Here is a 21,260-nt window from a genome sequence, read left to right on the forward strand (position 1 = left end):
GGCAAAGAAACACGACGGTGATGGCAGACTTCTGATCGTGGGTGGATACAGCATCGAGTCGGGCGGGTACAGCGCCGAGATCGCCACGGCGGGCGCCGGACTGCGGGCCGTGCGGTGGGGCGATCGGCTCCTGACCGAGACGTGGGAGATCGAACCGGGGGTCAAACCGCCGATGTCCGCTGGTCTGGTCCTGTCGCCGTGGCCCAATCGGACCGGCGACGGCACGTACACGTTCGACGGGGTCACCTACCATCTGCCGATCACGGAAGCGGACCGCAACAACGCAAACCACGGTTTCGTCCGCATGGTCGACTGGAACATCCTTGATCAGACCGCGTCGTCGGTGAAGCTGGGTGTTGCGGTGGGACAACATCCGGGATGGCCGTTCGATCTCCATCTGACCGTCGAATACGTGGTCGGCGCCGACGGATTGGTCGTCACGCACACCGCCACCAACAGCGGGACGCAATCGGCTCCATATGCGTTGGGACAGCACACCTTTGTCCGAGTGGGCGATGACCCCGCCGATGACTGTTCACTGCAACTGGCCGCGCAGCAATACCAGCCGCTCGACCCCACGCGACAACTACCGAGCGGAGATCCGGTCGATGTCGCCGGTACCGACCACGACTACCGGACCCCGAGATCGCTGGCCGGACGGCTGCTGGATACCCCGTTCACCGCAATGGTCGCCGACGACGGCATCATCACCCACCGGCTGATCGGTCCGACCGGCACCACCGAGCTGTGGACGGACCTCAATTTCGGATGGGTCCAGGCGTTCACCGCCGATCCCAGAAACGATCAGGCCTATCCCGGACGCGGGCGCGCCGTCGCGATCGAACCGATGACGGCCCCGCCCAATGCGCTGGCCTCGGGTACGGACCTGATCGTGCTGGAGCCCGGGCAGCTGTGGTTCGGCAGTTGGGGACTGAGGAATCAAGGAGTGGAGCAGGCGTGAGAGAGATCGTCGTATGCGGTGAGGGACTGGTCGATCTCGTCCCGGCGGGAAGCGGTTCGCTCGATCCACTGGTCCCGGCGCTCGGCGGCGGTCCGTTCAACGTGGCCATCACCCTCGGGCGTCTGGGGTCGGCGGTGTCGCTGTGTTCCCGGCTGTCCACCGATGGGTACGGGCAGGCCCTGACGGAGGCCTTGCGCGCCGCCGGGGTGAGTCTGTCACTGCTGCAACGGGGGCCCGAACCGACAACGTTGGCGCTGGCGAGCATCGGCGCCGACGGGTCGGCGCAGTATTCCTTTTACCTCGAGGGCACCGCCGATCGGCTGGTGAGCGATCCGGGACCACTACCCGGAACCGTCGGCGCCCTGGCCTTCGGGACCCTGTCGATGGTGCTCGAGCCGGGTGCGAGCGTGTACGAAGACCTGCTGCGTCGCAGCCATGCAGAAGGCCGACTGACGCTTCTCGACCCCAACATCCGGACCGGCGTCATCGGCGACCCGGACGGGTATCGGCGCCGATTCTCCGGCTGGCTGCCGCACCTCGACATCGTGAAGGTCTCCGACGACGATGCGGCCTGGTTGGCGCAGGGGCCGGCCGGGTCCGGACCGGCCCAGTGGCTGCAGGCCGGAGTGGGCGCGGTGCTGATCACCCGGGGACCCGATGGTCTGACCGCCATGACAGCCGATTTCACCGTAGAGGTCGAGGCCCCGCCGGTCACCGTCGTCGACACGATCGGAGCGGGCGACACGATTTGCGGTGCGGTGCTCCACCGTCTGGGGGTGCGGCGCATGCTCGACCCGGTGGTGATGCGTACGATGAGCCGTAATGACTGGTCAGAGGCGCTGGAGTTTGCCGCGAAGGCTGCCTCGGTGACCATCTCACGGTCTGGGGCGGACCCTCCATGGGCGGGCGAGCTGTAAACCGACTAAGTTATTAACGGGTTGCGCGGCCGGTCCGACCGGTTCGACGACTCTGGATTCAAAACATCTGTATCCGGTCCACAAGACCGGTCAGCCCGTCGAAAAGGGGAAGACCCAGTGTCCGCCGAAACAGTGTCCGCCAATGGAGCCGCAGCGGAGGCAAACGCCACGTTCAGCTATCCGGGCGGCGAGATCAAGCTTCCTATCGTCAAGGCCACCGAAGGCAGTGACGGGGTCGGGTTGGGCAAGTTCCTCTCCGACACCGGGCTGACCACCTTCGACGGCGGGTTTGTCAACACAGCTTCGACAAAATCCGCGATCACCTACATCGATGGCGACGCCGGAATCCTGCGTTACCGCGGATATCCGATCGAGCAGCTCGCAAAGGGTTCGAGCTTCCTGGAGGTCAGCTACCTGCTGATCAACGGTGAGCTCCCGACGCCGACCGAGCTCGAGGGCTTCACCAACAAGATCAGCCGGCACACGCTGCTGCACGAAGACCTCAAGCGCTTCTTCGACGGTTTCCCGCGCAACGCGCACCCGATGCCCGTCCTGTCGAGCGCCGTCAACGCGCTGAGCGCCTACTACCAGGATTCGCTGGATCCCAAGGATCCCGAGCAGGTCGAACTCTCGACCGTTCGGCTGCTGGCGAAGCTGCCGACCATCGCGGCCTACGCCTACAAGAAGTCGGTCGGCCAGCCGTTCCTGTACCCGGACAACTCGCTGAGCCTGGTCGAGAACTTCCTGCGGATGACCTTCGGCCTGCCTGCCGAGCCCTACGTGGTCAACCCGGACATCGTCAAGGCCCTCGACATGCTGTTCATCCTGCATGCCGATCACGAGCAGAACTGCTCGACCTCGACCGTGCGTCTGGTCGGTTCCTCGCAGGCCAACCTGTTCACGTCGATCTCCGGCGGCATCAACGCGCTGTGGGGCCCGCTCCACGGTGGCGCCAACCAGGCTGTTCTGGAGATGCTGGACGAGATCAAGGCGTCCGGTGGCGACACCAAGGCCTTCATGAACAAGGTCAAGAACAAAGAAGACGGCGTCAAGCTCATGGGCTTCGGGCACCGCGTCTACAAGAACTACGACCCGCGTGCGGCGATCGTGAAGGAGACCGCGGATCAGATCCTCGAACTCCTCGGCGTCAACGACGACCTGCTGGACATCGCGAAGGGTCTCGAAGAGGTCGCCCTCTCGGACGACTACTTCATCTCCCGCAAGCTGTACCCGAACGTGGACTTCTACACGGGCTTGATTTACCGTGCGATGGGGTTCCCGACCCGGATGTTCACCGTTTTGTTCGCTTTGGGCCGCTTGCCCGGATGGATCGCACACTGGCGTGAGATGAACGCCGACCCGACCGGAAAGATCGGCCGCCCGCGGCAGATCTACACCGGATACACCGAACGTGACTACCTGCGGATGGATCAGCGCTGACCTATGAGTAAACCTGAGATTGAAATGCCGGAAGGCCCCGCACCCACTGAACTGGTGACCACCGACCTGGTGATCGGAGAGGGCCCCGAGGCCGTCGCCGGTGGCGTCGTCGACGTGCACTATGTCGGTGTCGAGTACGAGACCGGCGAAGAGTTCGACTCATCCTGGAACCGCGGTCAGTCCGCGAACTTCCCGCTCGACCGGTTGATCCCGGGCTGGCAAGAGGGCATCCCGGGCATGAAGGTCGGCGGACGCCGTCAGCTCATCGTCCCGCCGTTGCTGGCGTACGGCCCCGAGGGCGCCGGACACCGGTTGTCGGGCAAGACCTTGATTTTCGTGATCGACTTGCTGGGTGTTGGCTAAACCCTTACCCACCTGTTCTTCTGAAAACCCTGCACGGTCCACGTGCAGGGTTTTCTGTTGTTGTCTGCAGCAGCTACCGCTGGGGCCCCGGCCGGGAACGCGGGCACCGGTTCCCGCCGGAGACGGGTTGGCACCATGATCTGGCAGCCGTTCATCTATGAGATCAACACGTGGCCGTGGCTGCAGGGTCTGGGCACCGACCTGGCCGGTGTACCCGACGATGCCTGGGACGCGATCGCAGATCTTGGCTTCGATGCGGTATGGCTGATGGGGGTGTGGCAGCGGAGCCCGGCCGGGCGAACCATCGCGCTGGCCGATGGGCCGCTGGTGCGTTCCTTCGAGCAGGTCCTCCCGGGTTTCACCGACGATGACGTCGTCGGATCGGCATACTGCATCCGCGATTATCGAGTTGATGATCGGCTGGGTGGGCCGGCGGGTCTGGCGGTCGCCCGTCGCGCGTTGGCGCAGCGGGGTCTGTCCCTGATCCTGGATTTCGTCCCGAATCATGTCGCCACCGATCATCCGTGGGTCCGCAGCGATCCCGACTACTTCATCAGTGGTACCGAGGAGGAACTGCGCGATGATCCCGAGTCGTTTGTGAAGGTCGGTGGAACGGTTTTTGCCAACGGCCGGGACCCATACTTTCCGGCCTGGCGTGATGTGTTGCAGCTCAACACCTTTTCTCCGGAGCTGCGCACTCAGAGCATCTCCACCCTGATGTCGATCGCCGAGCAGTGCGATGGGGTCCGCTGCGATATGGCGATGCTGCCACTTCACGATGTGGTGACCCGGACCTGGGGTGTGCGTGCGGGACAGCCACCTGCCGACGAATACTGGACGACGATCATCGCCGCGGTACGCCGGGTGCATCCGGACTTCACCTTCATCGCGGAGGCCTACTGGGACCTTGAATCACGCCTCCGGGAGCAGGGGTTCGACTACTGCTACGACAAGCGTCTCTACGACGCGTTCGCCGGCCGTGAAGGCGCCGACGTTATCCGGCAGAATTTGCTCTCCGATCCGGACCACCAGCGTGGATTGCTCAGATTCCTCGAGAACCATGACGAACCACGGGCAGCGGCAACCTTCGGTGTGAACGACGAAAAGGCCGCGGCAGTGGCAACTTTCACTGCACTCGGAGCCAAGCTGATCTACGACGGACAACTCTCCGGTGCGGCCACACGGCTGCCGGTGCAACTCGGTCGAGGTCCGGTCGAGGAGCCCGATGAGGAACTGACTGCGTTCTATCACGCCCTGCTGCGGACGCTCCGAGATCCCGTGTGGCGCACCGGTGACCTGACACCGTGTGCCGTCACCGGCTGGGAGGGCAATGATTCCTTCGGGGATCTGCTGGCGTGGACCCGCAGCGGTGAGAGTCGCTGGCTGGTGGTGGTCAACATCGGCGACCGGCCCTGCGTCGGGAAGGTGGTGACCAACTGGGATGATCTGCACGGCAGCATGTTCCGGTTGGTGGAGACCACGCGGGATACCGAGTATCTGCGCAGTGGTGATGACCTGTGTGATGGGCTGTTTGTGGAGCTCGGTCCGTGGCTGTGGCATCTCTTCCGGATCGCACCCGCCGACTGAACAACCACCCGCCGGCCACCCCCGTCGAGCGTGCCGAAATCGCCGTCGAGCGTGCCCATAGTGCATGGCCGGGAGCCCCGGTGGCAGCATTGTGCCGTCGCAGTGGGCACTATGGGGTGATGAGCGAGCAACCGATTGTGCTGTGGCTGCGTCGGGACCTGCGGTTGAGTGACCTACCACCGTTGTTGGCCGCGCAGGGGCGCGACGTGGTTGCCTGTTTTGTACTCGACCCGACGCTCGAGTCGTCCTCTGGTGATCGCCGCCTGTCGTTTCTCTACGATTCGCTCCGTGACATCGACGAACAGTTGGACGGTTCGCTGCTGCTCGTCCGTGGTGACCCGGAGAAGCTGGTCCCCACGATAGCCCGGTCGGTCGACGCGCAGGCCGTGCATGTCAGTGCCGACTACGCGCCGTACGGCATCCGGCGGGACGAGAAGGTCCGGAAAGCGCTGGGCGACATACCCTTGCGTCCAGAGGGGTCGCCGTACGCGGTCGCTCCGGGACGAGTCCTGAAGGATGACGGCGAACCCTACCGGGTGTTCACGCCCTATTTTCGACGCTGGCGCGAGCACGGCTGGCGCGCGCCCGCCGATACCGGCGTCGGTATGGCAACGTGGATCAACCCGGACGACGTGTCCGGAGTTCGCCGCATCACGATACCGAATGCCAAGGCCGAGTTGGACTTTCCCGCCGGTGAACGTGCCGCATACGAGCGCTTTGCGGAGTTCCTGGCCGACGACATCGACAACTACAGCACGCACCGCGACCGCCCCGACCTGGCATCGACCAGCCGGATGTCGGCGTACCTGAAGTTCGGCAACATCCATCCACGCGCGCTGCTCGCCGATCTCGAGGCAGGCGATGGCGACGGCCGTGCGGCATACATCCGTGAACTGGCCTTTCGCGACTTCTACGCCGACGTCCTGCATCAGCGTCCCGACAGCAGCTGGTGGAATCTGAACAAGAAGTTCGATGCGATGGAGCATGATTCGGGCCCCGATGCCGATGCGGACTTCGCCGCCTGGCGTGAGGGCAAAACCGGATTCCCGATCGTCGATGCCGGAATGCGGCAGCTGCTGGGGAGTGGATTCATGCACAACCGGGTCCGGATGATCGTCGGATCATTCCTGGTCAAGGACCTCCACCTGCCCTGGCAACGCGGTGCGGCGTGGTTCCTCGACCAGCTCGTCGACGGCGATATGGCCAGCAACCAGCATGGTTGGCAATGGGTCGCGGGATGCGGCACCGACGCTGCCCCGTACTTCCGCGTGTTCAACCCGACCACCCAGGGCAAGAAGTTCGACCCGTCGGGGGATTACGTGCGGCGCTGGATCCCGGAACTCCGGGGGATCAGTGGGGCTGCAGTGCACGAGCCCGGCGCACTACGGCCCGACGACTATCCCGAGCCGATCGTCGACCACAAGATCCAACGCCAAGTGGCCCTCGACCGCTACAAGAACCTCCCCTGACCGTCGAGCGTGCCCAACCGACCGTCGAGCGTGCCTAAACGGCTTGTCTTCGTGCAGCTTTGGCACGTTCGGCGGCGATAAGGGCACGCTCGACGGTGATTTCGGCACGGTCGGCGGAGGGGGCTAGCGGGCTTTCCACTCCGGCGGACGTCGGCTGAAGAAGGCTTCGACGCCTTCGCGCATGTCGTCGGACGCGATGATGGTTTCTTTGGCTCGCTCGGTGGCCTGCCATCCCGCGACATCGGCCTCCGCGGTCTGTTCGGCCAGTGCCGCCAGCGTCGCCCGCACCGCGACCGGCCCGGACGCATTGATGTCGTCGGCCAGCGTCAGCGCATCGGTCAGCGCCTGTCCGGGCTCACTGACGACGTTGACCAGACCCAGGTCGAAGGCTCGTTGCGCAGTCAATCCGGTGCCGGTGATCAGCAACTGTTTGGCGATGTTCAGCGGAAGCGAGCGGGTGACCCGGAACAGGGCGCCCGACGTCGCCACCAGACCACGGCGGCTTTCCGGGAGGGCCATCGTCGCGGTCGTCGCGGCGACGATGAGATCGCACGCCAGCGCGATCTCCAATCCGCCACCCAGGCAGGGACCCTCGACGGCCGCGATCAGGGGTTTGACCCGCTTGCGCCTGATCACGCCGTATTCACCGCCGCGGTCGGTGTGCGCGCCGACTCCCTCGCGTAGGTCGGTGCCCGCACAGAACACCTTGGGGGTGCCGGTGATGATCCCGGTCCACAATTCGTCGTCATCGTCGAGACGGTCCAGGGCGGCACTGATCCCGAACGCCATCTCGACATTGATCGCGTTGCGTTTCTCTTCGCGCTCGAGGTGGACGATCAGCGTTCGCCCCTGGACTTCTTCACGAATAGGCATCCACAGAACGTATCAATCCGGGCCTACACCGGACACGAGATCGCCGGCGCACCCGAAAGTCTCGGTGCGCCGGCGATATCGTGGAGCGTTGTCGTCAGATGGGCAGCTTCAGTCCGGGGTTCTCCGCGTAGACCTCGGTGATCAGGGACATGTCGAACAGTTGGTCGGCGCTGATCTCGTAGCCGGCCTTGGACAGGGCCTCGAGGTTGAGGTCGATCATCGTCGGTGACATGGTCAGCAGACCATTGGCCTTGGTCTCGTCGGAGACGATCAGCAAGTTCTGTGCCTCGGCTTCCAGCGTCTGCTCACCGACCTCGAGTCCGAGGTCCTTGCCGTACTTGGTCACCGCCAGCTCGGCGGATTTGGCCGGGTCGGCAACCGCATCGTACCAGCCCTGGATATCTGCCTTGAGGAAGGCCTTGAGCTTGTCGCGTTCGTTGTCGATCGTTTCCTGGCGCACCACAAGCGTTTCGGCGACGAGCGGCAGGTTGAAATCGGCGAACAGGAAGTTGGAGTTCGGGAATCCACTCGCGGCCAGGGTGATCGGTTCGTTGGTCACATATGACACCCAGCCGTCCACCTCGCCGGTGGTCAGTGGTGTGGGGTCGTACTGGACGGTGATCTTCTGGACGTCGGAGTCGGTCATCCCGTTGGCGGTCAGCAGAGCCTTGAAGACGTTCTCGTTGGACGCCTGCACTCCGATCTTCTTGCCCTTCATATCTTCTGGCGACAGAATGGGCGACTTCTCGCTGGAGACGATGCAGAAGGGGTTTTTCTGGAAGGTCGCGGCGATGGTCTTGAGCGCGGCGCCCTGCAGGATGACCGGTGCGGTCAACTGCGGTGCGGACATACCGATCCACACCTTGTTGGCCGTCAGGCCCGTCTCGACGCCGGTGCCCGGACCACCACCGGTGATGAGTTCGGGTGTTCCGAGTCCGGCCGCCTCGTAGTAGCCGTTCTCGATCGCGAAGTACTCACCGGCGAACTCGATGTTCTTCTGCCAGGACAGCTGGACCTTCGGGTTGGTGGTGCTGCCTCCCTTGCTGTCGCTGCCACCGGAGCTGCAGGCGGCCAGCAGGCCGGCACTGCCCACAGCGCCGCCGGCGATCATGGAGTACCGAAGAAACGATCGGCGGTCGAACGTGTAGGCCATGTGTTGACTCCTTGGTTGTGATTGCTCGACGCTGACGTTAGGGCGGTTCGGTTTCCGGCGTATTTCCGGCGCGAATTGGATTGTTACAAAAGACCTTTGCCGCGAACTGCGCTCAGGTTGTCTTGGTGCCCATCTGGGCGAGGACGAGCTTTTCGGCGACACCGACCAGCGCATACAACACAATCGATGCGACCGTGATGACCAGTACCGATGCCCACAACTCGTTGTAGGCCGCCGCGGGTAGTGCCTGTTGTAGCGTCGCGCCGAGGCCCTTGTTGGTGCCGAGCCATTCGGCGACGGTCGCGCCGATCATGGCGCCCGGCACCGAGACCTTCGCGGCGGCGAACAGTGCCGGTACCGCCGACGGCAGCGATGCCATCCGCATGGCGGTCAAACGTGTTCCGCCATAGGCGATGATGACGTCGTTGATCTGCCGCGGGGCGTTGGCCAGGCCGGTCATGATCATCACCAATGCCGGGAAGAACACCACGATGCCGCCCATCACCGCGACGACTGCCACGCCGCGGCCGACAACCAGCGTGATCAGCGGGGTCATCGCCACCAGGGGCACCGACCGCAACAGCATTGCGATGGGCATGAAGGTCTGGGCCACCGGACGGAACATCACGAACAGGGCCGCGGCGACGATGGCCGCGCTCATACCGCAGACGAAGCCGATTCCGGCGTCCTTCAACGTGATCTGGAGGTTGTCCATGATCTCGGCCCGGTCGGTCGCCGAGGTCGGTTCGGTGAACAGATAGTGGAAGACGTCGACCGGGGTCTTGCCGATGATCGGCCCGATGTCGGGGAAGGCCAGCAGGAACAGCCACCAGATCACCAGGATCAGGATGAACGAGATGACCAGGGAGCCGACGAACTTGGCGATCTCCCAGGTGATCGCCTTGGCGTTGCCCGAGTTCGCCCGGTCCGCAGCGTCGGCGGGGACCGGTGCCGACGGGGGAGCGGTGGTGGTGGCGGTCATTTGGTCCCTGCCATTCCGGTGCTGTAGCGGGTGACGTAGACGGAGATGACGGCAACGATCCCATAGCCGATGCCGGCCACTGCGCCGGTGAGCAGGGCGATCGCCCACACGGCCGGGATGTCACCGGCCTGTTGGGAGATGATCAGCGCTGGGCCGGCGCCCTTTTCGGGCATTGCCAGGAACTCCCCGAGTACCGCACCGAGGACGGCGGCGGGGGCCGCGATCTTCAATGCGGCGAAGGTCGAGGGAAGCGCGGAGACGATCCGGACCCGGACCAGCTGGGCGATTGTGCCCCCGCCGTACACCTTCACCAGGTCGAGGCTGGCCTGATGCGGTGATCGAAGTCCGGACAGTGTGCCGATCATGGTCGTGAAGAAGACCGAGATGGCGGCCAGGAAGACGATCATCGTCTGGACCTCGGCAAACGCGACCTGGACGATGGGTGCCACCGCGATGATCGGTGTGCAGTAGCTGATGATGGCCAATTGGGTTGCGACGCCTTCGATCAGCGGGATGATCACGACCAGCAGGGCCAGTCCGATCGCCAGCACATTGCCCCACATGAAGCCGCGCAGGGACAGTTCGACGGTCGGGCCGAAGTTGTTGACGTAGTAGTCCAGGCCCTTGTCGTTGATGGTCTCGATCACGGCCCACGGTGTGGGGATGGTGCCCTTGAACCACTCGAAGTGCCCGGCCATCGACCAGAGGAGCAGTACCGCGACGATGCCGATCACCCCGGCACCCCACCGTTTTCCGGCGAGCTGCGCACGGTCGGCGAACTGGGTCCCAGCCGGACGTTGCTGCGCGGTCAGGGTGCTCACGCCACCCCCGCCGATCCCTTGCTGCCGAACAGGAGACCACTGAGGTGGTCGTGCAGGGCATGGAACTCGGGTGTGCGCATCATGTCCGGCACCCGCGGGCGGGGCAGGTCGATGGTGACGGTCTCGAGGATGGTGCCCGGCCGCGGACTCATCACGGCCACGACGTCGGACAGGAACACCGCTTCGCCGATGCCGTGGGTGACCATCAGCGTGGTTGCCGGTTTCTCCGTCCAGATGCGAAGGAGTTCGATGTTGAGCCGCTGCCGGGTCATGTCGTCGAGCGCGCCGAACGGTTCGTCGAGAAGCAGTGCGGTCGGTTTGACGACCAGGGCGCGCGCGATCGACACCCGCTGACGCATACCGCCGGACAGCGTCGCCGGTTTTGCCTTCTCGAAGCCCTTGAGTCCGACCAGTTCGATCAGGTCACTGATGGCCTCCTTGTCGACCGGCATCCCGGCGACCTGCAGGGGAAGCTTGATGTTCGCTTCCACGCTGCGCCACGGCAGGAGCGCGGAGTCCTGAAAGGCGATACCGAGTTCGTGCTGGGATTGGAGCTCTTTGGGGGACAGGCCGTTCATCAGCGCGGTGCCGGCGGTGGCATCTTCGAGTCCGGCGAGGATCCGCAGCACCGTTGACTTTCCACACCCGGACGGACCCAGCAAGGACAGGAACGCACCCTCGGAGGTCTGCAGGTCCACATCGTGCAGCGCGGTCACTGATGATCCGCCACGTAGGCCGCTGGACTTGAACTCTTTGGTGAGCCCGGATATGTCGATTCCGGTCCCCAAAGGGCGGCTTTTCGTGGCGGCGACGGACGGTTGTACGTCCGTCTGTGTTGCTCCCGTGGAGTCGGCAGGGCTCATATTCGGGGACGTTAGGCCGCTCTGGTTTCTTCTGGATTACGTCGGCGTTACTGCGCACGTACCTACAGCAGCCGCCGCACGACGGCAATGTCATCATCGACAGACCGGGGTTACTCGGGGTGAGGACCATCGCGGCGAGTTCGGGGTTGTCAGGGGAGAGGACTGTGCGAAGTGTTTGACGGACTACAGGCAAGTGCGGACCTGGCGTCAGTGCCGACCGCGCCGGGCCCCGGCAGGCCGCATCCGATGCCGCGATGACGGCCCCGAAGGCAGACCCCCGCGTGGTGATCATCGGTGCCGGGGTCGCCGGGATCGCGACCGCCTACACCCTGCAGAAGGCCGGGTTCCGCAATTTCACGATTCTGGAGAAGGGCACTGACGTCGGTGGTGTCTGGCATTGGAATCGCTACCCGGGGCTGACCTGCGACGTGCCGTCGCAGATCTACCAGTTCTCGTTCGCTCCCAATCCGGACTGGTCGCAGATCTGGGCCGATGGGGACGAGATCCAGCGCTATCACCGCGACGTCGTCGACCGTTTCGGGCTGGACGAGTACCTGCGCTTAAATACCGAGGTGGTCGAGGCCCGCTACGACGCGTCCGGCGGCCGGTGGCATGTCACGACCGACGATGGTTCGACTGAGGTCGCCGACTTCGTCATCTGTGCCACCGGGGTCCTGCACCATCCTGCGATTCCGGATATTCCCGGACTGCAGTCCTTTTCGGGTACCACCGTGCACACTGCCCGCTGGGATGACGACCTCGTCACCGCAGGCAGGTCGATTGCGGTGATCGGCACCGGATCCACCGGTGTGCAGGTCGTGTCCGCCCTGCAGCCTTCTGCCGCCCGGCTGATCCACTTCGTCCGCTCACCCCAGTGGATCATGTGGGCGCCGATGCGATTACCGCAGCCGGCGGTGTTGGCGACAGTCTTGGCGAAATACCCCGGATTCCACGATTCCGTGCATCGTCATTTGCTCTGGGCTTCAGGGATTCTGGCCGATGTCGTCACCAAACCGTCGTGGCGACGGCGATTGGTACAGGTTTATGCTCGGTGGTCGCTGCGAGCGCAGGTACGCAACCGTTCGTTACGCGAGGACCTGACCCCGGATCATCAGCCACTCTGCAAACGGCAGGTCCTGTCGGGCAGCTACTACAAGGCGATCACTGCCGCCAACACGGAATTGGCCTCCGATGCCATCGCAGAGATCACCCCGGACGGAATCCTCATGGAATCCGGGACACACCACGATGTGGACGTGATCGTTCTCGCCACGGGATTCAAGGCACACAACTATATGCGGCCCATGCGCATCGAGGGTCGCGATGGCATCACCTTGGACGAAGCGTGGGCCGACGGCCCGCGTGCGTACCGGATGACCGCCATACCGGGGTTCCCCAACCTGTTCACCGTGCTCGGCCCCAACTCACCCACGGGCTCGATATCCCTGCAGTACACGGCCGAACTCACCGCTCGTTACATCACTCGATGGCTGGAGCGGTTCAGGGACAACGAAATCACGGCGGTGGAGGTCACCGAGTCGGCCACCGATCGATTCAACCGGGAAGTCGCGGACGCGATGGGCCCCACGGTCTGGAACACCGGATGCAATTCCTGGTATTTCACGGACAACGGGGCCATCGATCTGTGGCCCTTCGACCGCGCCACGTTGACCCGGATGCTCACCGCTCCGGACGAGGGCGACTACTTCATCCGCCGGCCCTCGAAAGTGGTGGATTCTGGCGATCTTTCGCCCGGGTGAGGCACACCAGAACTCCACCGCTTTCGGGTCGGGATCAGCCTTTGATTGCTTCGATCCACTTCACGCGCGCCCCGGTGCGCAAGACGTTGCGCTGATAGATGCGCGCCGCGAACCAGGCGGCCACCGCGCAGGCGATGATCATCAACACCACGGTGCCGATGATCTGGAACATCGACGCATCGCCGGTGGCAATGCGGATCGGCATGATGGACGCCGAGAACGGCGGAATCCAGGCCAGGACCTGCATGAGTGTGCTGTCGAGGGCACTGATGCCGAAGGCCGCCGCATAAACGACGGCCATCGCGAGAATCGTCAACGGTGCCGAACTCGATCCGAGTTCTTCCTGCCGCGAGACCACCGCGCCGGTGGCGGCGTAGAGCGTGGCGAAGAACAGGAACCCGAGGACGAACCAGACCAGCACCGCAACGAACATGGACCCGGCAGCTGCGGGAACGTCGAGCAACCCCGTTGCCAGCGCGGTGATCAACGCGCTTCCGCCGAGCACGATCACCTGGGCGAACGCCATGGCACCGATGCCGATGATCTTGCCCCACAACAGGTGCAGCGGCTTGATCGTGGCCAGGAGAATCTCGACAACCCGTGAGGTCTTTTCCTCGACGACACCGCCGGCGACCATCCCGCCGCCTTGCAGGACCGCGAACATCAGCAGCGACATACCGGTCAGCGCGACCGCGATGCGTTGTCCTTCATCCGGTTTGGCGGGTTTGGTCTCGGTGACGGTGAGAGATGAGTCGGCGCTGATCTGCGAGAGGTCGACATTCTCCTCTGCCAGGGCCTTGGTCAGCCCGTCCTGGCTGACGGCAGTTCGTAAGACGCCTTCGAGTGTGCCGTCGAGATCATCTTTGGTGATGGCCTCGTAGTTGTTCCCCGATCCGGGGACCAGGGCGACCTCGACGTCACCGTCCTCGGCCTGCTGCCGGGCTTCGTCGACGTTGCCGATCGGAATGATCTCGATCTTCTCGCCGGAGGCGTCCCCGATCGCAACGATGGTCTGCGAGATCTGCGGGTCGTCCCCGACCAGACCCACTTTCGTGGCCTTGGAGTCGCCGGTGAAGATCGAGAGCACGATGATGCCGGACACGATCACCACGAGCAGCAGGACATTGGTGACGACAAACGATTTGGTCGCGGCGCGCGTGGTGATCTCGCGACCGGCGACCAGTCGGATCGCCCGCCCGGCACCGAGCCGATGTGCGTCCGAGGCTGCCGAATTGTTTTCTTTTGCAGAGTCTTTTGTCATCACGCCTTTACCACCTCGCGGAACAGTTCGGTCAGGTCGGGTTTGGAGACGGCGAAGTGTGTCACCGGGCCAGTGCTCAACGCGGTGGTGAGCACTGCCTGCTCGTCGCCCTCGGGCGTCATCGTGACAGTTGTCGTGCTGCCGTTGTGGTTGCTGCTCTGCACGCCGGGGATCTGATCGGCCCACCCCGGTGGTGCCTGCGGCGCCACGACATCGAGCCGGATGTCGCCGGCCGAACGCAGGTCATCGACGGTGCCGAGGGCTCGCATCGTGCCCTTGCTGATGATGCCCACGCGGTCACAGAGTCGTTGGACGAGCTCGAGTTGGTGACTGGAGAAGATGACCGGAACGCCCTGTGCGGCTTTTTCTTCGAGCACCTCGCTCATCACATCGACCGCAACCGGGTCGAGCCCCGAGAAGGGCTCGTCGAGGACGAGCACATCTGGATCGTGGACCAGTGCTGCAGCCAACTGGACGCGCTGCTGGTTGCCCAGACTCAGGTTGTTGACGTCATCGTTGATGCGCTCGGCGATCCCCAGACGCTCGACCCAACGTTCCACCTGGCGGTCGGCCTCACGGCGGGACAGCCCGTGCAGCTGGGCGAAGAACGAAAGCTGCTTGCCGACCTTCATCTTCGGGTAGAGCCCGCGCTCTTCGGGCATGTATCCGATGCGGCGCCGGGTGTCGAGGTCGATGGGGGAGTCGCCCAGCAGGACGCGCCCCGAGTCGGCGGACAGGACGCCGAGGATGATGCGCATCGTGGTCGACTTACCGGCACCGTTGGATCCGACAAACCCGAAGATCTCACCGGGGGCAACCGTGAAGCTCATGTTGTCCAGGGCGGTGAGCGATCCGTATCGTTTGGTCAATCCATCGACGATCAACGGGTCTGTCATGTATCCAATCCTTCTGTTGTGGCGACGTTCCGGGCCTCGGGCAGGTGTGCATGCGTATCGTCCGGAAGATCGTAGACGGCGTAGTCCTCCGGGTCGGGATCGTTGAGCCACCACGCGAGCAGACAGGTGGGAAGGCAGGTCCCGGCCACCAGTAGGACGATCAGCAGGGTGCCCGCGCCGTAGACCACCTGGCCACTGACACTGTCGCCGACGGAGACCACGATCAGCACCAGGTAGGGGATGAACATGGTCACCCAGAGTGCGGTGTACGCGAGTGAGCGCGCCGCGTTGCGGGTGGCCAACTGGATTTCGTCGAGCGATCCTGCGGGTGCATCGCTGACGTTCAAGGTGATCGCCCGCAAGATGTACAGGACCGGCAGGAAGACAAGGCAGATCAGCACGATGTACGGCAGCCCGAACCAACTGGTGAAAAAGGCGGCAATGCTGCACGCGAGGACCAGTATCCAGGTGATGATCAGCGCGATGACAAATCGTCTGGCGGAGCGGCGATTACGCCAGCGGGGAAAGCGGGTGCCCCAGCGGCGCAGGAACTTCTCATGACTCCTGGCCTGCCACGACTCGTAACCACGCCACCAGCCGGGCTTCGCCGATTCCGGGATCGGGGAGTTCGGATGGTTCATCGTGCCCCTCCATTGTCGTTGCGGTACAACTGTTCTGACATCGCGCTGAACTCGTGTCGGCTGAACACCGCCTCCACCGGAAGGTGGAAGACATCGCAGATGCGAAATGCCAGATCGAGGCTGGGGTAGTTGTCACCACGTTCGAGCGATCCGATGGATTGAACGTTGACACCCACCAGTTCAGCGAGCTGTGCCCGAGACATCCGCCGCTCGGCGCGTAGCACGCCGATGCGGTTGTATATCGGCAGATGTCCTGCCTTCTTGACCGGGCTCACACGTCATAGTGTTGTGAAAACACAACAATCTGTCAATTTGGGGGATGTTTTGTTGCCAGAATCAACCGAGAAGTTCTTTTACGACCCGGGCTGCCTCGCGTCCGGCCCGGTTGGCGCCGATGGTCGATGCCGAAGGGCCGTAGCCGAGTAGTTGCAGGTGCGGCAAGGCTGCAACCACGGTTGCCAGACGTCCCGTCATGACGATTCCACCCCCGGGCGCCCGTAGTCGCAGTGGCGCCAGATGGTCGAGTGCACTGCGGAATCCGGTACACCAGAGGATGACGTCGACATCCAGATGCTGCCGTGCCTCGCCCTCGATCTCGCAGTCCCAACAGACTCCGTCGGGCGTGATACGCGTGAACATCGGCCGCCAGTCCAGGATGCCGTCGGCCTGTGCGGCCCGGATCGAGTCGGTGACCGGAAGCCCGGTCACCGACACCACGGAACCCGGTGGCAACCCGGCCCGTACCCGCTTCTCGACCCGGGCCACCGCCTCGCGGCCACGGTCCGGGGAGAACGGTTCGTCGCTGAACCGGGGTTCGGTGCGGCTGCACCAGAATGTCTGGACCCCCTCGGCGTTACGGGCGATCTCGATGAGGAGCTGAACTGCGGAGATGCCGGCTCCCACCACCAGTACCCGCTTGCCTGCGAAGTCGGTGGGGCGTTGGTAGTCGTGGGTGTGCAGTTGGGTGCCGGTGAACGTTTCGATGCCGGGGACATACGGGACGAAGGGCCGGTCCCAGGTGCCGGTCGCATTGATGATGGTGCGCGCGATGATGTCGTGTCCGTCGGCGGTGGACACCCGGAACCGGTCATCCTGGCGCGAGACCGATCGGACGTCGACCGGCCGGTGGATGTCCAGTCCGAACTTCTCCTCGTACTGGCCGAAGTAGTCCCGGACCGCGGTGGAGGCGGGCCACTGATCGCACTCCATGCCCAATGCCTCCGACAGGCCCAGCCCCGGTAGGTCGTGGACACCATTCGTTCCGGCCAAAGTCAGTGTCGGCCAGCGGAATTGCCAAGCCCCACCGGGGCCGGGGGAGTGATCGACCATCAGTGTCCGGGGCAGCAGCCCGAACTTGCCGAGGTAGTGGCCGGCGGACAGTCCGGCCTGCCCGCCGCCGATGACCAGGACGTCGGTCTCGGTGGAATCGCCGAAGGGGTTAGCGGTCACCATCGAACAGTAGCGGTACGCTGACCTGATGATTGGGACCAGCCGAGACGGCGACGTGCTGACCATCGAACTGCAGCGTGAGCAGCAACGGAATGCGTTGAACCACGAAATGGTCGAGGCGTTGGCGCAAGCATTGACCGACGCCGCCGATTCAGGTGCGCGGGCTGTGATCCTGACCGGTGCGGGCAGTGTTTTCTGCGCCGGCGCCGATCTCTCCGGTCCGGTCTACGAGCAGTCGTTCCTCGACAAGCTGTTGGCGACGTTGCGGCTGATCGAGGACATTCCGATGCCGGTGATCGCCGCCCTCAACGGCCCGGCACTCGGGGCCGGACTGCAGTTGGCGCTCGCCGCGGATCTGCGGGTGATGGCACCGTCGTCGTCCTGTGCCGTTCCGGCTGCGAAAATCGGTGTGACGGTGGATGAATGGACGATCAAGCGCCTGGTCTCGCTGGTCGGTGCCGGGGATGCCGCGGGGATTCTGCTCGGTTGTGAATCGATGAGTGCCGAACGGGCCCACGTGGTCGGATTCGCCAACCGCATCGGTGATCTCGGGGAGGCGCAGCGGTGGGCTGCGATGATCGCAACGCTTGCGCCCCTGACGCTTCGGCATTACAAGCTGGTCCTGGGCGCCGACGGTGCGCGCGATGAACCCCCGGCCGAGCACGTCGCGGCGATGGTGCTGGCGTGGCAGAGCAACGACATGGCCGAAGGCCGCGCGGCGCGGGCCGAAAGACGCCCGCCCATCTTCACAGGTAGCTGAAGAGCTGCATCGGTTCGGCCGGGCCGGCATGTTCATGGTCGGACATTTCCCCCACATCACGGTCTTGGAAGAGATCAGCCGTGACTGTTCGCAGGCCGGCGGCGGCGACTGATTTCCGGTGTCGTCGCCCCCGATGGAATGCCGACGGGGTGGGTCTTGTTGGACCACCAAGTGCCCATCAGAGTGCGAGTCGACGACGACGAAGGGATTCACATGTCAAAGATCGCCATCATCGGAGGTCATGGAAAGATCGCGCGGAAGCTGGCGAAACTCCTGACCGGCGAAGGCCATGAGGTCAGTGCGTTGATCCGCAACCCCGACCAGTCCGATGACATCCGGGCAACCGGTGCACAACCGGTCATTGCCGATATCGAAAACCTGACGACGGATGAGATCGGCGAGGTCATCAAGGGTAACGACGCCGTCGTGTTCTCCGCCGGTGCCGGTGGCGGAAGTCCCGAGCGCACGTACGCGGTCGATCGCGATGCTGCGATACGCAGTATCGACGCCGCCCTGAAGGTGGATGTGCCGCGATTCGTGATGGTCTCGTACTTCGGTGCGGGCCCCGATCATGGTGTACCGGAAGATAATCCATTCTTCGCATACGCGGAGTCGAAGGCGCAGGCCGATGAGTACCTGCGCAAGACCACACTGCTGTGGACGATTGTCGGCCCGAGCACGCTGACCGACGAGCCCGGCACCGGGCGTATCGCGACGAAGGAACGTGGCGCCGAGCGTGACGATGTCAGCCGCGACGATGTCGCCGCGGTCATCGCTGCAGTTCTCGAGACGCCGTCGAGTGTCGGTACGACGATCGAGTTCGTCAACGGCGAGACTCCGATCGCCGACGCGGTCAAGGGCGTCTGACCGGCACGAACCAAGACTGAACGGCCGAGATTCGGGGGTTGTGGTTTCCGCCAACCCCCGAATCTGCCGTATCGGGATTTTTCGGGCCTGGCTACTGCACGTCGTCCATGCTCTTGCCGACATCTGCCAATGTCATCGGCTGCGGGTATTCACCGGTGAACTTGTAGACCGGCATGTCGCAGCGGTAGGAACCCTGATCCGGTCCGAAATCGGGCGCGATCCAACCGTCGGGCTCGGCTTCGGCGACGTTGAAGCAGGGCGACGGAGGAACCGGCTCGGCGAGGTTGCGCGCGGTGTGCAGCCCGCCTCCGGTCCATGCGGTTTCTGCCTTGGCGGTGTTGTAGATGCAGGTGCGGGTCAGATCATCGCCACAGCTCGCCGCGGCCTTGGCGAACAGCAACCACGATGACATCGCGCGGATGGACGGCAACGTCAGGTTCGCGTCCGGCGCGTACTGTTCGTACAGCGCCAGCAGATCCTGCATCGCCGGTTCGTCGCTGTTGAGCGGCAGATTGCCACCGAGATCGAGGTAGTTGTTCTGGAAATCGATCGACGTCCCGGCGAGTTCGATGAATTCCGGCCCGTAGGCGTTGTTGTTGGTGTCGATCCAGTCCAGTTTGTAATCCATTCCGGTCAAGACGGTTTCGAGCTTGGCGAGCTGCCGGAAGTCACCGTAGAACATCAGGCCCTTGACGCCCTTGCTCTTGATCGCCTGTGCATACGGGGTCCAATCGGACACGCCCATCGCCGGGTACAGGTCGTTGTAGACGAATGTTGCACCGGCGGCCTCCATGGCCTCGACGGCCTGGGCCCCGAGGACCTTCGTGACAGGGGAGTCACCGTTGACGAAGCCGATCGCGCCTTTCGATTCCGGATAGGCGTCGTTGATCAGCCAGCTCCGGAATCCGTAATACGGGTCATATCCCGGGGTGAGACTGGGATCGGCACTGATCTCGAGGTCGGAACCGGCCGAGGTGAGCTGCGCAACCTGCGCCGGGAAGCTCGGCAGCAGACAGTTCAGACGTTCCTTGACACCGAGGCCGTCCAGGCCGCTACCGCCACCGACCAGTACGAAGTCCTCGCTGCAGGCGGTCACCATCTGCTGGCGGGCCTCCATGAACTTGGCGTCTCGGGTGTTGGCGACGATCTTGCGACCGTTGATACCGCCCTGGTCGTTACACCAGGATGTGAAGACCTTCGCCGCGTTCACGAATTCGGGGTTCTGGGTGAATCCCAGGTCGGTGAAGACCCCCACCTGGATCTCGGTGTCGGTGACGCCCTGGGTGGGTGAGCCTGCGGCCGAACCGGATTGGCACACGTCCGTCAGGTCGCCGAAACCGGACGAGACGGTATCGCCGGACGCGCCCGCGGTTCCGCCGCCGCCGCCATCGCCGTCTCCGCCATCATCTCCGCTGCGATCACTGCATCCGGCGACCAGCAGCACGGTCGCCATCGCTACGACAAGTATGCGATGTGTTCTCAACTGACATCCTCCTCCAACGGACCCCCGATCCGATCTCCTGATGGCTCGGGTGTCAGGGTGTGGCCAGGTCCAGATGACCCGTACTGCCCGAGCCGCGTTCTTCCGGCGCCGATGGTTCCTACCCCCGACTTCGGGATGGACGTGCCGCCGGCTGCGGAAGGACCGACCGGGTAGGGCTGTTCTCCTACGCGGGAGTTGGGCTCTTGCAGATCTGCGGAGCATATATGGGACGCCCTCCCGTCGATGCGGGATTCGAAGATTGATCGAATTATTGTTGGGGCACTGGGTAATCCGTGCTGCTGTGTCCGATTTTCCGATTCGGTTGGACGGCGTCGGCAGGTGTGGTCGCGAGCCGCGACCGGGGATTTGGAAAAAACTCCACGATTCTGCTCACATCATCTACTTATGCGTGTAAGTTCAGCCTCGCAGGCAGTTGGCGAGAGTGTCACGCCCCCGCTGAACCCGCCGGCATGAGTGCCTTCAGGGTGCGAAAGGGGTGGTTGATGCCTCTGGTGGTCATCGTCGACCGCTGGGCGAAATCGACTGGGCCGCAAGGTTGATGAGGCGGTCTGCTGTCCGGGCGGTATTTGTGTGACGCCCGCACCTTCTCCGGGGGTGCCGGACGGGGTTTGGGGGGTTCACGGTGTTCGGTGTCCGCGTTCCGGTGGTGCACGGATGCCGTTGCGACCTCGCGTACGTCAAAACAGCCGGCGG

General features: G+C 63.9%; 20 protein-coding genes. 9 read left to right on the forward strand and 11 right to left on the reverse strand.

From position 1 onward, the window contains the following. The first annotated feature begins 37 nt into the window (after positions 1–37). The 6 genes from AC51GR_RS24695 to AC51GR_RS24720 all read left to right on the forward strand — a co-directional run bounded on the left by AC51GR_RS24695 (position 38) and on the right by AC51GR_RS24720 (position 6,737). Positions 38–961 carry an aldose 1-epimerase family protein gene (locus AC51GR_RS24695; RefSeq protein ID WP_496327297.1) on the forward strand — a complete coding sequence of 308 codons (924 nt, stop codon included), beginning with the start codon at positions 38–40 and terminating at the stop codon, positions 959–961. Further along, positions 958–1,878 carry a carbohydrate kinase family protein gene (locus AC51GR_RS24700; protein ID WP_496327298.1) on the forward strand — a complete coding sequence of 307 codons (921 nt, stop codon included), beginning with the start codon at positions 958–960 and terminating at the stop codon, positions 1,876–1,878. The genes AC51GR_RS24695 and AC51GR_RS24700 overlap by 4 nt, the downstream gene beginning before the upstream one ends. A 117-nt stretch (positions 1,879–1,995) precedes the next feature. After that, on the forward strand, positions 1,996–3,318 hold the full coding sequence (locus tag AC51GR_RS24705) for a citrate synthase (RefSeq protein ID WP_496327299.1): 1,323 nt from the start codon (positions 1,996–1,998) through the stop codon (positions 3,316–3,318). A 3-nt stretch (positions 3,319–3,321) separates the two neighbouring features. Then, positions 3,322–3,681, forward strand: coding sequence for an FKBP-type peptidyl-prolyl cis-trans isomerase (locus AC51GR_RS24710; RefSeq protein ID WP_496327300.1), 360 nt, complete (start codon positions 3,322–3,324; stop codon positions 3,679–3,681). Between the two features lie 135 nt (positions 3,682–3,816). Then, positions 3,817–5,268, forward strand: a complete 1,452-nt coding sequence (locus AC51GR_RS24715; protein WP_496327301.1) for an alpha-amylase family glycosyl hydrolase — start codon at positions 3,817–3,819, stop codon at positions 5,266–5,268. Positions 5,269–5,387: 119 nt separating this feature from the next. Then, complete coding sequence (locus AC51GR_RS24720; RefSeq protein ID WP_496327302.1) at positions 5,388–6,737, forward strand: cryptochrome/photolyase family protein; 1,350 nt, start codon at positions 5,388–5,390, stop codon at positions 6,735–6,737. Between the two features lie 123 nt (positions 6,738–6,860). Here AC51GR_RS24720 and AC51GR_RS24725 read toward each other — a convergent pair whose 3' ends face one another. From AC51GR_RS24725 to AC51GR_RS24745, 5 genes are all read right to left on the reverse strand, one after another. Next, positions 6,861–7,610 (reverse strand): enoyl-CoA hydratase-related protein, encoded by a 750-nt coding sequence (locus AC51GR_RS24725; protein WP_496327303.1) that lies wholly within the window; start codon positions 7,608–7,610, stop codon positions 6,861–6,863. Between the two features lie 94 nt (positions 7,611–7,704). Then, entirely contained in the window at positions 7,705–8,763 is a 1,059-nt protein-coding gene (locus AC51GR_RS24730) for an ABC transporter substrate-binding protein (protein WP_496327304.1), read from the reverse strand. 112 nt (positions 8,764–8,875) lie between these two features. Continuing rightward, a complete protein-coding gene (locus AC51GR_RS24735) occupies positions 8,876–9,745 on the reverse strand; it encodes an ABC transporter permease (RefSeq protein WP_496327305.1) in 870 nt (289 codons plus the stop codon). After that, complete coding sequence (locus tag AC51GR_RS24740; RefSeq protein ID WP_496327364.1) at positions 9,742–10,443, reverse strand: ABC transporter permease; 702 nt, start codon at positions 10,441–10,443, stop codon at positions 9,742–9,744. The genes AC51GR_RS24735 and AC51GR_RS24740 overlap by 4 nt, the downstream gene beginning before the upstream one ends. A gap of 119 nt (positions 10,444–10,562) precedes the next feature. After that, positions 10,563–11,282, reverse strand: coding sequence for an ABC transporter ATP-binding protein (locus AC51GR_RS24745; protein ID WP_496327306.1), 720 nt, complete (start codon positions 11,280–11,282; stop codon positions 10,563–10,565). A 401-nt stretch (positions 11,283–11,683) separates the two neighbouring features. Here AC51GR_RS24745 and AC51GR_RS24750 point away from each other — a divergent pair, with 401 nt between their 5' ends. Beyond that, complete coding sequence (locus AC51GR_RS24750) at positions 11,684–13,189, forward strand: flavin-containing monooxygenase (RefSeq protein ID WP_496327307.1); 1,506 nt, start codon at positions 11,684–11,686, stop codon at positions 13,187–13,189. A gap of 34 nt (positions 13,190–13,223) precedes the next feature. Here the strand turns inward: AC51GR_RS24750 and AC51GR_RS24755 are convergent, their stop codons facing one another. From AC51GR_RS24755 to AC51GR_RS24775, 5 genes are all read right to left on the reverse strand, one after another. After that, positions 13,224–14,450, reverse strand: a complete 1,227-nt coding sequence (locus tag AC51GR_RS24755) for an ABC transporter permease (RefSeq protein WP_496327308.1) — start codon at positions 14,448–14,450, stop codon at positions 13,224–13,226. Beyond that, on the reverse strand, positions 14,450–15,346 hold the full coding sequence (locus AC51GR_RS24760; RefSeq protein ID WP_496327309.1) for an ABC transporter ATP-binding protein: 897 nt from the start codon (positions 15,344–15,346) through the stop codon (positions 14,450–14,452). The genes AC51GR_RS24755 and AC51GR_RS24760 overlap by 1 nt, the downstream gene beginning before the upstream one ends. Further along, positions 15,343–15,987 (reverse strand): hypothetical protein, encoded by a 645-nt coding sequence (locus tag AC51GR_RS24765; RefSeq protein WP_496327310.1) that lies wholly within the window; start codon positions 15,985–15,987, stop codon positions 15,343–15,345. Before AC51GR_RS24765 ends, AC51GR_RS24760 begins: the two co-directional genes overlap by 4 nt. Next, positions 15,984–16,262, reverse strand: a complete 279-nt coding sequence (locus AC51GR_RS24770; protein ID WP_482140074.1) for a helix-turn-helix transcriptional regulator — start codon at positions 16,260–16,262, stop codon at positions 15,984–15,986. The genes AC51GR_RS24765 and AC51GR_RS24770 overlap by 4 nt, the downstream gene beginning before the upstream one ends. Before the next feature lie 61 nt (positions 16,263–16,323). After that, positions 16,324–17,439 (reverse strand): NAD(P)-binding domain-containing protein, encoded by a 1,116-nt coding sequence (locus tag AC51GR_RS24775; RefSeq protein ID WP_496327311.1) that lies wholly within the window; start codon positions 17,437–17,439, stop codon positions 16,324–16,326. Positions 17,440–17,464: 25 nt separating this feature from the next. Here AC51GR_RS24775 and AC51GR_RS24780 point away from each other — a divergent pair, with 25 nt between their 5' ends. Continuing rightward, positions 17,465–18,196 (forward strand): enoyl-CoA hydratase, encoded by a 732-nt coding sequence (locus tag AC51GR_RS24780; protein ID WP_496327312.1) that lies wholly within the window; start codon positions 17,465–17,467, stop codon positions 18,194–18,196. Positions 18,197–18,409: 213 nt separating this feature from the next. After that, positions 18,410–19,063: an SDR family oxidoreductase gene (locus tag AC51GR_RS24785; RefSeq protein ID WP_496327313.1), complete on the forward strand. Its 654-nt coding sequence runs from the start codon at positions 18,410–18,412 to the stop codon at positions 19,061–19,063. Between the two features lie 91 nt (positions 19,064–19,154). Here the strand turns inward: AC51GR_RS24785 and AC51GR_RS24790 are convergent, their stop codons facing one another. After that, the gene (locus AC51GR_RS24790) at positions 19,155–20,516 is read right to left on the reverse strand and encodes an ABC transporter substrate-binding protein (protein WP_496327365.1); all 1,362 of its coding nucleotides are present in this window, start codon (positions 20,514–20,516) and stop codon (positions 19,155–19,157) included. Between the last annotated feature and the right edge of the window lie 744 nt (positions 20,517–21,260).

Source organism: Williamsia sp. z71, from assembly GCF_059553375.1.

Excerpts from the sequence above, each read along its gene's own strand:
- AC51GR_RS24730 (WP_496327304.1), bottom strand. The coding sequence starts at position 8,763 with ATGGCCTACACGTTCGACCGCCGATCGTTTCTTCGGTACTCCATGATC.
- AC51GR_RS24720 (WP_496327302.1), top strand. The coding sequence starts at position 5,388 with ATGAGCGAGCAACCGATTGTGCTGTGGCTGCGTCGGGACCTGCGGTTG.
- AC51GR_RS24750 (WP_496327307.1), top strand. The coding sequence starts at position 11,684 with ATGACGGCCCCGAAGGCAGACCCCCGCGTGGTGATCATCGGTGCCGGG.
- AC51GR_RS24760 (WP_496327309.1), bottom strand. The coding sequence starts at position 15,346 with ATGACAGACCCGTTGATCGTCGATGGATTGACCAAACGATACGGATCG.
- AC51GR_RS24715 (WP_496327301.1), top strand. The coding sequence starts at position 3,817 with ATGATCTGGCAGCCGTTCATCTATGAGATCAACACGTGGCCGTGGCTG.
- AC51GR_RS24740 (WP_496327364.1), bottom strand. The coding sequence starts at position 10,443 with ATGGCCGGGCACTTCGAGTGGTTCAAGGGCACCATCCCCACACCGTGG.
- AC51GR_RS24710 (WP_496327300.1), top strand. The coding sequence starts at position 3,322 with ATGAGTAAACCTGAGATTGAAATGCCGGAAGGCCCCGCACCCACTGAA.
- AC51GR_RS24765 (WP_496327310.1), bottom strand. The coding sequence starts at position 15,987 with ATGAACCATCCGAACTCCCCGATCCCGGAATCGGCGAAGCCCGGCTGG.
- AC51GR_RS24755 (WP_496327308.1), bottom strand. The coding sequence starts at position 14,450 with ATGACAAAAGACTCTGCAAAAGAAAACAATTCGGCAGCCTCGGACGCA.
- AC51GR_RS24775 (WP_496327311.1), bottom strand. The coding sequence starts at position 17,439 with ATGGTGACCGCTAACCCCTTCGGCGATTCCACCGAGACCGACGTCCTG.
- AC51GR_RS24735 (WP_496327305.1), bottom strand. The coding sequence starts at position 9,745 with ATGACCGCCACCACCACCGCTCCCCCGTCGGCACCGGTCCCCGCCGAC.
- AC51GR_RS24785 (WP_496327313.1), top strand. The coding sequence starts at position 18,410 with ATGTCAAAGATCGCCATCATCGGAGGTCATGGAAAGATCGCGCGGAAG.
- AC51GR_RS24725 (WP_496327303.1), bottom strand. The coding sequence starts at position 7,610 with ATGCCTATTCGTGAAGAAGTCCAGGGGCGAACGCTGATCGTCCACCTC.
- AC51GR_RS24780 (WP_496327312.1), top strand. The coding sequence starts at position 17,465 with ATGATTGGGACCAGCCGAGACGGCGACGTGCTGACCATCGAACTGCAG.
- AC51GR_RS24790 (WP_496327365.1), bottom strand. The coding sequence starts at position 20,516 with ATGGCGACCGTGCTGCTGGTCGCCGGATGCAGTGATCGCAGCGGAGAT.